At 72.1% G+C, this 12,577-nt stretch carries 9 protein-coding genes; 7 read left to right on the top strand and 2 right to left on the bottom strand.

The annotated features are described in order from the left end of the window. Positions 1 to 195 precede the first annotated feature (195 nt). From IE241_RS18870 to IE241_RS18855, 4 genes are all read left to right on the top strand, one after another. Entirely contained in the window at positions 196 to 1,515 is a 1,320-nt protein-coding gene (locus IE241_RS18870; protein WP_229899491.1) for an amino acid deaminase, read from the top strand. A gap of 220 nt (positions 1,516 to 1,735) precedes the next feature. After that, positions 1,736 to 3,373: an N-acyl-D-amino-acid deacylase family protein gene (locus tag IE241_RS18865; RefSeq protein ID WP_190022964.1), complete on the top strand. Its 1,638-nt coding sequence runs from the start codon at positions 1,736 to 1,738 to the stop codon at positions 3,371 to 3,373. 87 nt (positions 3,374 to 3,460) lie between these two features. Next, positions 3,461 to 4,672, top strand: coding sequence for a pyridoxal phosphate-dependent aminotransferase (locus IE241_RS18860; protein WP_190022963.1), 1,212 nt, complete (start codon positions 3,461 to 3,463; stop codon positions 4,670 to 4,672). Positions 4,673 to 4,769: 97 nt separating this feature from the next. After that, positions 4,770 to 5,189: an SCO4983 family protein gene (locus tag IE241_RS18855; RefSeq protein WP_190022962.1), complete on the top strand. Its 420-nt coding sequence runs from the start codon at positions 4,770 to 4,772 to the stop codon at positions 5,187 to 5,189. 47 nt (positions 5,190 to 5,236) lie between these two features. Here IE241_RS18855 and IE241_RS18850 read toward each other — a convergent pair whose 3' ends face one another. Together IE241_RS18850 and IE241_RS18845 are read right to left on the bottom strand one after the other, a co-directional pair. Then, on the bottom strand, positions 5,237 to 6,982 hold the full coding sequence (locus IE241_RS18850) for an Ig-like domain repeat protein (RefSeq protein WP_190022961.1): 1,746 nt from the start codon (positions 6,980 to 6,982) through the stop codon (positions 5,237 to 5,239). A 186-nt stretch (positions 6,983 to 7,168) separates the two neighbouring features. Further along, positions 7,169 to 9,010 (bottom strand): phosphoenolpyruvate carboxykinase (GTP), encoded by a 1,842-nt coding sequence (locus IE241_RS18845; protein WP_190022960.1) that lies wholly within the window; start codon positions 9,008 to 9,010, stop codon positions 7,169 to 7,171. A gap of 255 nt (positions 9,011 to 9,265) precedes the next feature. On the opposite strand from IE241_RS18845, the gene trhA reads away from it, so the two are divergent. The 3 genes from trhA (at position 9,266) to IE241_RS18830 (ending at position 12,422) form a co-directional block, all read left to right on the top strand. After that, on the top strand, positions 9,266 to 10,033 hold the full coding sequence (gene trhA, locus IE241_RS18840) for a PAQR family membrane homeostasis protein TrhA (protein ID WP_373300712.1): 768 nt from the start codon (positions 9,266 to 9,268) through the stop codon (positions 10,031 to 10,033). 216 nt (positions 10,034 to 10,249) lie between these two features. After that, complete coding sequence (locus IE241_RS18835; RefSeq protein WP_190022958.1) at positions 10,250 to 11,788, top strand: MFS transporter; 1,539 nt, start codon at positions 10,250 to 10,252, stop codon at positions 11,786 to 11,788. 10 nt (positions 11,789 to 11,798) lie between these two features. Then, entirely contained in the window at positions 11,799 to 12,422 is a 624-nt protein-coding gene (locus IE241_RS18830) for a TetR/AcrR family transcriptional regulator (RefSeq protein WP_190022957.1), read from the top strand. Positions 12,423 to 12,577: the final 155 nt, after the last annotated feature.

Here is a 12,577-nt window from a genome sequence, read left to right as displayed (position 1 = left end):
GGTGTACGCGTCCGGTTGTGTACGCGTCCTGTCACGGTCGCTCCCGGGGCGTGAGACGACCGTTGACCCCGTACTTGGCCGGATGTTAGACAGCAGCCAGCGCTGTGCGCAATGGGCATTGCACAATGCGCAACAGGCGCGACGCACGACGCGTACACACGCACCACACGTACACACGACTCCCCGGGAGGCTCCATGGCCACCGCCGACGCCACCGCTGCCGCTGCCGACGCGACCACCGACGCCGTCACCCGCCTCGCGGACACCCGCGTCGACCACCGCTTCAAGGGCCTGCCCCCGGACGCCGAGGGCCTGACCGTCGGTGCGCTGGCCGCCGAGCGCCGCTCGCTGTTCACGGGCGGCTTCACCACGCCCGTGCTCGCCCTCTCGGCCGAGGCGCTCGACCACAACCTCGCCCTCATGGAGCGCTGGTCCACCGGCCACGGCCTGGCCTTCGCCCCGCACGGCAAGACCACCATGGCCCCGCAGCTGCTGGAGCGTCAGATCGCGCACGGCGCGTGGGGGATCACCGCCGCTACGGTCTCCCAGGTCCGCGTCTACCGCGCCTACGGCATACGCCGCGTCTTCCTCGCCAACGAGGTCGTGGACGCCGCCGCCCTGCGCTGGCTGGCCGCCGAGCTGGATGCCGACCCGGAGTTCCGCCTCTTCACCTACGTCGACTCCGTGCGCGGCGTCGAGCTGATGGACGCCGCGCTCCGCGAGGCCGGGGCCTCCCGTCCGCTCGACGTCGTCGTCGAGCTGGGTGCCGTCGGCGGCCGCACGGGCGCCCGCACCGAGGCCGAGTGCACGGCCGTGGCCGACGCCGTGGCCTCCGTGAGCACCCTGCGGCTGGCCGGGGTCGGCGGCTACGAGGCGGAGATCCCGGGCGCCGACGGCGACCTCGTCCGCGCGTGGCTGCGCCGGCTGACCGCGCTGGCCGTCGGGTTCGACGAGGCGGGGCGGTTCGCGGATGCGGAAGAGGTGGTCGTCAGCGCGGGCGGCAGCGCGTGGTTCGACGCGGTCGCCGAGGTCTTCGCGGAACTGCCGGAGCTGTCGGTCCCGGTGCTGAGGCTGCTGCGGTCGGGGGCGTACATCACGCACGACGACGGTGCGTACCGGCGGAAGACGCCGTTCAACCGGCATCCGGAGGAAGGCGAGCTGCGCCCCGCCTTCCGCCTCTGGGCCCAGGTCGTCTCCCGCCCGGAGCCGGGGCGCGCCTACCTCAACGCGGGCAAGCGCGACGTCCCCTACGACCTGGACCTGCCGGTGGTGCGGGCGGTGCGCTCGGCGCGGGACGGCTCGGTGCGGCCGGTGCGGGAGGCCGGGGGCATGACCGTGATCGGGCTGGCCGACCAGCACGCGTTCGTGGAGCTGGAGGAGGGCGTGGAGCTGGAGGTCGGGGACTGGGTGGGGCTGGGGCTGTCGCACCCGTGCACGGTGTTCGACAAGTGGCAGCTGATTCCGCTCGCCACGGAGGACGGCACGGTCACGGACTACGTCCGCACGTTCTTCTAGCCCCGGGCCGGGCTGCCCCTGCCCGTGCCGGGCGCTGCGCGGCTCAGCCCGACGGGCCGGGTCGGCACGACAGGCCGGAACGGCACCGCCGAACCGGCCCGTCGTGGCTGATCACCGCCGCGGCGGAAAAGAGAGGCGCAGCCTCTCAACACCTCCCGGCACCGGGCACAAACTCCCACCGCAACGGCTGCCGAACGCCGACCGCCGAAGGGACCCGCTCATGGACACCGTCTTTCGCAACGTGCGCGTCATCGACGGGTCCGGCGGGCCCTCCTACCGGGCCGACGTCGGCCTGGCCGGAGGCCGGATCGCCGAGATCCGGCGCCCGGGCGAGGGCCCCCGGCCCACCGCCGCCGCTCACCGCGTCGTGGACGCGGACGGCCTCGCCCTCGCCCCCGGCTTCATCGACATGCACGCGCACAGCGACCTCGCCCTCCTGCGCGACCCCTCTCACGAGGCCAAGGCCGCCCAGGGCGTGACCTTGGAGGTCATCGGCCAGGACGGCCTGTCGTACGCGCCCGTCGACGACCGCACGCTGGCCGGGGTCCGCGCCCAGATCACCGGCTGGAACGGTGACGGCTCGGACGTCGACTTCTCCTGGCGCACCGTCGGCGAGTACCTGGACCGCCTCGACCGCGGCTTCGCCGACGAGGGCCTGGGCGAGGGCATCGCCGTCAACGCCGCCTACCTCCTCCCCCAGGGGACCGTCCGCGCGCTGGCCGTCGGCTGGGAGGACCGGCCCGCCACCGCCGGCGAGCTCGGCCGTATGAAGCGGCTCGTCGCCGAGGGCTTGGCGCAGGGCGCGGTCGGGCTCTCCTCCGGGCTGACCTACACGCCCGGCATGTACGCGACCGACGCCGAGCTGACGGAGCTCTGCCGCGTCGTCGCCGCGTACGGCGGCTACTACTGCCCGCACCACCGCTCGTACGGCGCGGGCGCCCTCGCCGCGTACGAGGAGATGATCGCCCTCAGCCGCGCCGCCGGCTGCGCCCTGCACCTCGCCCACGCCACCATGAACTTCGGCGTGAACGAGGGCCGCGCCCCCGAGCTGCTGGCCCTGCTCGACGCGGCGCTCGCGGACGGCGCGGACATCTCCCTCGACACCTACCCCTACACCCCCGGCTGCACCACGCTCGTGGCGATGCTGCCGAGCTGGGCGGGCGAGGGCGGCCCGGAGGCGGTCCTGGCCCGGCTCCGGGACGAAGCGACGGCCGAGAAGATCCGGCACGCCATGGAAGTCGAGGGCGCGGACGGCTGCCACGGCGTGCCCATCGACTGGGAGGCGATCGAGATCTCGGGCGTCACCGATCCGGCCCTCGCCGCGGCCCACGTCGGCAGGACGGTCGCCCGCGCCGCCCGCGAGCGCGGCGAGGAGCCGTGGGCCACCGCCCGCCGGCTGCTGATCGCGGACCGGCTGGGGCCGACGATCCTGCAGCACGTGGGCCACGAGGGGAACGTCCGCACGATCATGCGGCACCGCGTGCACACCGGCGGCAGCGACGGCATCCTGCACGGCGCCAAGCCGCACCCGCGCGCCTACGGCACGTTTCCGCACTACCTGGGCCGGTACGTGCGCGAGCTCGGCGTGCTCTCCCTGGAGGAGTGCGTGGCGCATCTCACGTCACGCCCCGCAGCCCGTCTCAGGCTGCCCGACCGGGGCCTCGTGCGCGTCGGGCACCGTGCCGACCTCGTTCTCTTCGATCCGGAGACGGTCGCCGCCGGTGCCACTTTCGAAGCCCCTCGGACGCTTCCGACCGGCATTCCTTATGTCCTGATTGCCGGACGCTTTGTGATGGAAGACGGGCGGCGGACGGACGTCCTGGCCGGCCGGACCGTCCGGCGCACCGCGGCGCCGTGATCAGCGGCTTCGCGGCGCCTTCGCGGCGGCTCCGGCGCGCCCGCAAAGGGCGCGCACGCCGCCCGCGGCCCCCGTATGGTGGCCGTCATGCAGGTGATCCAGTCAACGAAGCTCGCCAACGTCTGCTACGAAATCCGTGGCCCGGTGCTCGAGGAGGCCATGCGGCTGGAAGCGGCAGGTGAGCGCATCCTCAAGCTGAACACCGGCAACCCCGCCATCTTCGGGTTCGAGTGCCCGCCGGAGATCCTTGAGGACATGCTGCGCAACGTGGGCGACGCCCACGGCTACGGCGACGCGAAGGGCCTGCTCTCGGCCCGCCGCGCGGTGGTGCAGCACTACGAGACCAAGGGCATCGACCTGTCCGTCGAGGACGTCTACCTCGGCAACGGCGTCTCGGAGCTGATCCAGATGTCGATGCAGGCCCTGCTCGACGACGGCGACGAGGTCCTCGTACCGGCGCCGGACTACCCGCTGTGGACGGCCTCGGTCTCCCTGGCCGGCGGCACCGCCGTGCACTACCGCTGCGACGAGCAGGCGGACTGGATGCCGGACCTCGCCGACATCGAGCGCAAGATCACCGACCGCACCAAGGCCCTCGTCATCATCAACCCGAACAACCCCACGGGTGCGGTGTACGACGACGAGATGCTGCGCAGCCTCACCGAGATCGCCCGCCGCCACAACCTGATCGTCTGCTCCGACGAGATCTACGACAAGATCCTCTACGACGGCGTCACGCACACCCCGACCGCCGCCATCGCCCCCGACCTGCTGACGCTCACCTTCAACGGCCTGTCCAAGGCCTACCGGGTGGCCGGCTACCGCAGCGGTTGGATGGCGGTCTGCGGCCCCAAGGCCCACGCCGACAGCTACATCGAGGGCCTGACGATCCTGGCGAACATGCGTCTGTGCGCCAACATGCCCGCGCAGTACGCGGTGGCCACGGCCCTCGGCGGCCGCCAGTCGATCAACGACCTGGTGCTGCCCGGCGGCCGGCTGCTGGAGCAGCGCGACGTCGCGCACGACCTCCTGACGCAGATCCCGGGCGTGACCTGCGTCAAGCCGAAGGGCGCGCTGTACGCCTTCCCGCGGCTGGACCCCAAGGTCTACAAGATCAAGGACGACCGGCAGATGGTGCTGGACCTGCTCCGCGCCGAGAAGATCATGGTCGTCCACGGCACGGGCTTCAACTGGCCCGAGCCGGACCACTTCCGCCTCGTCACCCTGCCCAGCGCCAAGGACCTGGCGGACGCGGTGACCCGGATCGGGAACTTCCTGGACGGGTACGGGCAGCCGTAGCGGATCGCCTTCCCGCAGGCATCTTTCTATAAGCAAGACAACTTTAGACGCCGTCCAAGTTAGGATGGCCTTCTGAGGCATTCCCAGGAGGCCATCCATGTACGAGCCGATCCGGACGCAATCGGTCCACACCATGGCCGCACAGAACTGCAGCATGCGCGGCCTGCACCGCTCCCGCGAGGAGGAGCTGGACATCCGCCTCGCGGGGCATCTCACCGCGCTGCTGACCGTGACCGACGAGCTCCGCGCCCTCGCGCCCTCCGGTGCGCTGGACGAGGCCGCGGAGCGGCTCGCCGACCGGATCACGCGCATGCGCGGCCACGGCCCGCTCCGTGCGGCCCCCTCCGCGGGCGAGGCCACCCCCGCCCGCGTCACCGCCCTGCACCAGCGGGCCCACACGCTCGCCGGGCAGGCGCTGGTCGTCGCGACGACCGCGGGCGACGCCCCCGGCGAGGCCCTCGCCGCCGAGCGCCTTCGCGTTCACGCGACGGCGCTCGGCATCTCCGGCGAGGAGTGATCCGGGGCCGGATGTCCGGGGCCGGAGGAGTGACCTCAAGAGGTGTCTCAGTCGCGGAGGCCGACCTTCACCGTGGCCGCCGCCGAAGAGCCCTCGTGGGTGCCGTCGCCGTTCCACGTGACGGTGTACGTCGTGGAGCCGGCCGTCCAGGGCGTGTCGACGATGTGGAACGTCCCGTCCGCCGCCACCGGCGCCGCGCCCAGCATCTTGGTGCCGAGCGGGGTCTTGCGGGTCACGGTGACGAGCTGCCCCTCCGGGATCGCTGCGCCGTTCGAGGTCAGCTTCCCGGTGAAGTCCAGGGCGTGGCCGATCCGCGCGCGCCCGGGCGCGGACAGGGTGACGGCCGACGCCGCCTTGGCCACCTGGACGGTGAGCGTGGCGTCCTTGCCGGGCCTGTGCGTCGCGTCACCGGCGAAGGAGACGGTGTACACCGCCTGCCCGACGCGTGAGGGCGTGTCCTCGACGGTGAACGTCCCGTCCTCCGCCACGGTCGCCTCGCCCACCGCGTGCTTGCCGTCGGCGTCCTCGCGCACCGCGCTCACCTTGGCGGGAGTGCCGGACGCGGGACCGTCCAGCTCCAGCCGCCCGGTGATCTTCAACCGGCCCCCGGCGACGGGCTTCTGCGTACCGATGCCGAGCTCTCCGGCGAAGCGCGCGTCGTGGAGCGGCTGCGGGTTGTGCAGCACGCGCAGCCAGTAGCCGCTGCGCTCGGCGTTGGTGGTGACGGCGAAGAGGGCGCCGGACTTCTCGCCCCAGGCCAGGCCGTGCTGGGCCACCTGGTCGCCCTGGTCGGCCTTGTCGAATGCGTAGGTGCGCTGCTGGGTGCCGGTGGCCGGGTCGGCGTTCTGCACGACGAGGTCGGCGCCGTCGCCGGGCGTGGCCGCCCCACGGGCGACGAGCCTGCCGTCGCTGCTGAACGCCACCGCCGTGGGCACGGATCCGTCGGCCATCGGCCGGTAGCCCGTCTTGACGTCGGAGAGGTCCGCGCTGTTGAGGAGGTGGTGGCCGCCCTTGGCGTCGGCGACGGCCAGCCGGGTGCCGTCGGGCGTGAACGCCATGTCCTTCAGGTCGAGTCCCGCCCCGGACGAGGGGAGCGCGAAAGACCGGTCGGCGAGGAGCTTGACCTTCTCGCCGGAGGTGTCGAGGAGGTAGAGCGACGGGTTGGGCCTGGCCGGGCCGGCGTCCGTGCCGAGGACCATCCTGCCGGGCAGCTTGGGCGAGGCGGCCAGGCGCCAGGGGCCGGGCATGCCGTAGACGAAGTCCCGGTTACGGGTCTCGTCGTCGGCGGGCCCGGTCACGTTCCACAGTTCCTCGTTCCCGCCGTTGCAGTCGCCGGACTTGTGGTGGGTGTACCAGAGCTTGTCGCCGGAGAAGGCGATCTCCCGGTCGCACCCCGCCCACGGGAAGGAATTCTTGATCTTCTTCGTGAGCGTCTCGGTGTCGTACTCGTAGACCCCGCCGGACACGGCGACGTACAGGGTCCGGCCGTCCTCGCCGAGCGTCATCCCGGTGGCCGACGTGACGTCGTCCAGCGTCTTGACCAGCTCTCCGCGGAAGTCGTAGACGAGGAGCTTCTCCGCCGTGGTGCCGGAGTTGCTGCTCTCGGTGATGAAGACGCGCTGGTGCGCCTCGTCGACGACCATCCGGCCGAACGACCGGACCGGCAGCTTCGTCACGGTGTCGGCCGCGGGGCCGGCCGGTGCGGCCTGCGCGGGCGCGGCGGCCAGGGTGAGCGCGCTCGCACCGAGCGCGAGGACGAGCGGGACGGATGCACAACGTCTGAACAACGACATGAAAAGCCCCCCACAGGCAGAAGTGCGTGTCATTGACGGTATTTCCGGACACGCTTACCGGAACGGTAACAGCATGCAGGGGGCACTCTTCTGCCGACGGTGCATCAATTTCCCCGGTCACCGGGCCACATGGCGAACGCCGCCCTCCCCCGGGGACCCGGGAAAGGGCGGCGCGGACCGGCCGGATCAGCCCAGGCGCTGCACCAGCGCCCGGTACTCGTCCCACAGTTCCTTCGGGGTGTGGTCGCCGAAGGTGTTCAGGTGCTCGGGGATCAGCGAGGCCTCCTCGCGCCAGACCTCCTCGTCCACCGAGAGCAGCAGGTCGAGGTCCTCGTCGGAGATCCGCAGGCCCTCGGTGTCGAGCGCCTTGCGGGTCGGCAGGACGCCGATGGCGGTCTCCACGCCCTCGGCCTTGCCGTCGAGGCGCTCTACGATCCACTTCAGGACGCGGCTGTTGTCGCCGAAGCCCGGCCACACGAACCGGCCGTCCGCGTCCTTGCGGAACCAGTTGACGTAGTAGATCTTCGGGAGCTTGGACTGGTCCCCCTTGGAGATTGCAGCCTTGCCCACGTTGACCCAGTGGCCCATGTAGTCGCCCATGTTGTAGCCGCAGAAGGGCAGCATGGCGAACGGGTCGCGGCGCAGCTCGCCGACCTTGCCCTCGGCGGCCGCGGTCTTCTCGGAGGCGACGTTGGCGCCGAGGAAGACGCCGTGCTGCCAGTCGAAGGACTCGGTGACCAGCGGGACGGCGGAGGCGCGGCGGCCGCCGAAGAGGATGGCCGAGATCGGCACGCCCTTGGGGTCCTCCCACTCGGGCGCGATGATCGGGCACTGCGAGGCGGGGACGGTGAAGCGGGCGTTGGGGTGGGCGGCCGGGGTCTCCGAGGCCGGGGTCCAGTCGTTGCCCTTCCAGTCCGTCAGGTGGGCGGGCTGCTCCTCGGTCATGCCCTCCCACCACACGTCGCCGTCGTCGGTGAGGGCGACGTTGGTGAAGACGGAGTTGCCCCACAGGGTCTTCATGGCGTTGGCGTTGGTGTGCTCGCCGGTGCCGGGGGCGACGCCGAAGAAGCCCGCCTCGGGGTTGATGGCGTAGAGGCGGCCGTCCTCGCCGAAGCGCATCCAGGCGATGTCGTCGCCGATGGTCTCGACGGTCCAGCCGGAGACGGTGGGCTCCAGCATGGCGAGGTTGGTCTTGCCGCAGGCGGACGGGAAGGCCGCGGCGACGTACTTGGACTCGCCCTGAGGCGGGGTGAGCTTGAGGATGAGCATGTGCTCGGCGAGCCAGCCCTCGTCGCGGGCCATCACGGACGCGATGCGCAGGGCGTAGCACTTCTTGCCCAGCAGGGCGTTGCCGCCGTAGCCGGAGCCGTAGGACCAGATCTCGCGGTCCTCGGGGAAGTGCGAGATGTACTTGGTGGTGTTGCACGGCCACGGGACGTCGGCCTCGCCCTCGGCGAGCGGCGCGCCGAGGGTGTGGACGGCCTTGACGAAGAAGCCGTCGGTGCCGAGCTCGTCGAGCACGGCCTGGCCCATGCGGGTCATGGTGCGCATGGAGACGGCGACGTAGGCCGAGTCGGTGATCTCGACGCCGATGGCGGACAGCGGGGAGCCGACCGGGCCCATGCAGAAGGGCACGACGTACATGGTGCGGCCGCGCATGGAGCCGCGGAAGATGCCGCCCTGGTCGTCCTTGCCTGCGAAGATCTCCCGCATCTCGGCGGGGGCCTTCCAGTGGTTGGTCGGACCGGCGTCCTCCTCCTTCTCGGAGCAGATGAACGTGCGGTCCTCGACGCGGGCCACGTCACTGGGGTCGGAGGCGGCGTAGTACGAGTTGGGGCGCTTGACCGGGTCGAGCTTCTTGAAGGTGCCCTTGGCGACGAGCTCCTCGCACAGGCGCTCGTACTCCGCCTCGGAACCGTCGCACCAGACCACGCGGTCCGGCTGGGTGAGGGCGGCGATCTCGTCGACCCAGGAGATCAGCTCCTGGTGCTGGGTGGGGGTGGTGGGAGCCGCACTGCTGCGCGCCACGATCGCTCCGTCCCGCCGGAATCCACACTGGCCGGCGTAGATGTTGAGGGTTGAACGGATTCGCCTGCCGCGCACGCGAATCCGCTTCATTGGATGGTGCCCCTTGGGGGCTGCGACCCAGATACTTCGTGACCGCTCATCCGGTGCCGCCCGCACTCATTTGATCATCCGACTCCGCTGACATTCTGTCCAGGGGGCGCTCCCGTGACCATCGCCACGCGATACTGATCCGTAACCTACGGTGGCGTAGGTAGCATGTCGGCCATGACTCCCGCGCCCGACGCAGCGCCTTCCGCGCCCCCCGCGCCCGCCGGCGCCGCGGCTGCAGCAGCCGTCCCCGCCGACGTTGCGCCCTCCGCCGCCCCCGTGCCCGCCGACACGCCGGTCCCCGCCAAGCCGCGTCTGCGCGGCTGGCTGCACGCGGGGATGTTCCCCGCCGTGCTGATCGCCGGCGTCTTCCTGACCGCACTCGCCGACAGCACGCGCGGCCGGATCGCGTGCGCCGTCTACGTCCTCACCGCGGGGTCGCTGTTCGGCATCAGCGCCCTCTACCACCGGGGCGACTGGAGCCCGCGCGTCAGCGCCGTGCTGCGCCGCCTCGACCACGCGAACATCTTCCTGATCATCGCCGGCACGTACACCCCGCTGACGATGCTGCTGATCCCCGGCGGCCGCGGGCAGGTGCTACTGTGGGCCGTCTGGGCGGCCGCCGCGGCGGGCATAGCCTTCCGCGTCTTCTGGGTCGGCGCCCCGCGCTGGCTCTACACGCCCTGCTACATCGCCATGGGCTGGGCCGCGGTCTTCTTCCTCCCCGACTTCCTGCGCAAGGGCGGCATCGCCGTCCTCGTGCTGGTGGTCATCGGGGGGCTGCTCTACAGCGCCGGCGGCGTGATCTACGGGATCAAGCGGCCGAATCCCTCACCGCGCTGGTTCGGCTTCCACGAGGTCTTCCACTCGCTCACGCTGGCGGCGTTCATCGTGCACTACGTCGGCATCTCGCTGGTGGCCTACACCCACGCCTGAGCCCGTCACCCGTCACCCGCCTTCGCAGGATGGCCGCGACCGCAGAGGTCGCGGCCATTTTTCATGTCCGCCCCCAGGTCGCGGCCACACCCGGACGACACCCCCGTGGCCTTCCGGGCGCCTCTCACCCTACCGAAGGGAGCTCTTGATTGACAGCCCCTCTCTTTTGAGAGTTACTGTCACTTGACTCCAACTCTTCCCTACCGGAGGTGTGCCATGAGCACCCGTCCCGACCCGCGCCGCTGGTGGGCGCTCGGCGCCCTCGTCGCCTGCATGCTCGTCCTCGGCTTCGACGGCACGATCCTCAACGTGGCCCTGCCGGCGATGGCCGCCCAGCTCGGCGCCGACGCCGCCGAACAGACCTGGATCGCCGACTCCTACCTCGTCGTCTTCGCCGCCCTGATGCTCCCCGCGGGCCTGCTCGGCGACCGCTTCGGGCGCCGCCGGATGCTCCTCGCCGGCCTCGGGATCTTCCTCGCGGGCTCCCTCTTCGGCGCCTTCGTCACCAGCCCCGGCCAGGTCATCGCCGCCCGCGTGGTCCTGGGCGCCGGCGCGGCGCTGATCATGCCGCTGGCCATGTCCGTACTGCCGTCGCTGTTCCCCGCCGAGGAGCGCTCCAAGGCGCTCGGGGCGGTCTCCGCCGCCTCCGCGCTCGGCCTGCCGCTCGGGCCGCTCGTCGGCGGCTGGCTGCTGGACCACTTCTGGTGGGGGTCGGTCTTCCTCGTCAACGTCCCGCTCGTCGTCCTCGGCATCGCCGCCTGCCTCTTCCTGCTCCCCGAGACCCGGGACCCCGCCTCGCCGCGGCTGAGCGCGCTGTCCACCGCCCTCACCGTCACCGGCCTCGCCGCCCTCGTCTCCGGCGTCAACGAGGGCCCGTCGCGCGGCTGGTCCTCGCCCCTCGTGATCGGTGCGCTCGCCGCGTCCGTCGTCCTGATCACCGCCCTGGTGCTGCGCGAGCGGCGCGCGGACCGGCCCGTCCTGGACGTCACGCTGCTGCAGCACCGTGCGTTCCGGTGGAACACGCTGGCCGCCGCCCTGGTGACCTTCGCCCTCACCGGCCTGCTGTTCGTCGTGCCCCAGTACCTGCAGACGATCCAGGGCCAGGACGCCTTCGGCACCGGGCTGCGGATGATGCCGATGATGGGCGGCCTCCTCGTGGCCTCGCGCGCCGCCGGGCCCCTCGTCAAACGCCTCGGATCCCGCGTGGTCATCCCCGGCGCCCTGCTCGTCCTGGCCGTCGCCGCCCTGACCGGCAGCCGTACGGACGCCCACGACGGCTACGGGTTCGCGGCCCTGTGGCTGACGCTCGCCGGCTTCGGGTTCGGCCTCGGGATCATCCCGGCCATGGACGGCGCGCTCGGCGCCCTGCCGCGGGACCGCGCGGGCAGCGGCTCCGGCCTGCTGATGACGCTGCGTCAGCTCTCGGGGGCCGTCGGCGTCGCGGTGCTCGGCAGCCTGATCGCCGGCTCGTTCGCCGGCCGGCTCGACACCCGCGGCCTGCCGCCGGCCGCGGCCGAGGCCGCGAGCGACTCCGTGGTCGCCGCGCACGCGGTGGCCGCGCGGCTCGGCGACACGGCCCTCGCCCGGTCGGCGGACGCCGCCTTCGTCCACGGCATGGACCTCGCCCTGCTGGCCTGCGGCATCGGGGCCGTCGCCGCCGCGCTGCTCACCGCCGCCTTCCTGCCCGGCAGGCCCGCCGCCGCGCCGCCGCCCACGGACACCCGCGAAGTGGTTCCCCTCAAGGCCGATGCCTGAGAATGCAGCCATGGCCTCCGCAGAAACGCCTTCCGTCGCGCAGACCGGGCCCCGGCTCGGCCTGCGCGAGCGGAAGAAGATCCAGACCCGTCAGGCGATCCGCCGCGCCGCCTACCGCCTCTACGGGCAGCAGGGGTACGACGCGACGACGGTCGACCAGATCGCGGAAGCCGCCGACGTCTCCCCCAGCACCGTCTTCCGCTACTTCCCCACCAAGGAAGACATCGTCCTCACCGACGAGTACGACCCGGCCCTGGAGGCCGCGCTCCGGGCGCGCCCCGCGGAGGAGCCCCCGGTCGAGGCCTTCCGGCATGCCGCCATGGCCTCGATGCGGCACATCCTCGCCCACGACATGGACGAGTTCCGCCAGCGCGCCCGGCTCATGAGCGAGGTGCCCGCGCTGCGCCGCCGGGCGGCCGAGGGCATGGGCGAGTCGGGGCCCATGCTCTGCGCCGTCCTGGCCGAGCGCACGGGGCGCGCGGCCGGCGACGTCGAGGTGCGCATCGTCGTCGTCGCGATCTTCGCCGCGATGAACGAGGCCCTCCTGCACTGGGTCGAGCAGGGCCAGCAGGAGGACGTCATCGCGCTCGTCGGCCGCACGCTGGACGTCCTGGGCCGCGGCCTGACGCTGTAGGCCTCGCGGCGGGCGATGCGGGCCGTTCGGCTATGCGGGCGCGCGCCACGCACGGCCTGCGGCCTGCACGGCACCGCCGGACTCCACTGTCGTGGTTGCGCACCGCGGCGGCGGATTCAAGGACCTGCGAGCCCCTTGCCCCGGCCAGGAGAGGC

It is taken from the genome of Streptomyces hiroshimensis, assembly GCF_014650335.1.
GTDB classification, from domain to species: domain Bacteria; phylum Actinomycetota; class Actinomycetes; order Streptomycetales; family Streptomycetaceae; genus Streptomyces; species Streptomyces hiroshimensis.
The sequence above is the reverse complement of the archived record's forward strand: the minus strand, read 5'-3'. Positions and strand labels throughout refer to the sequence as shown.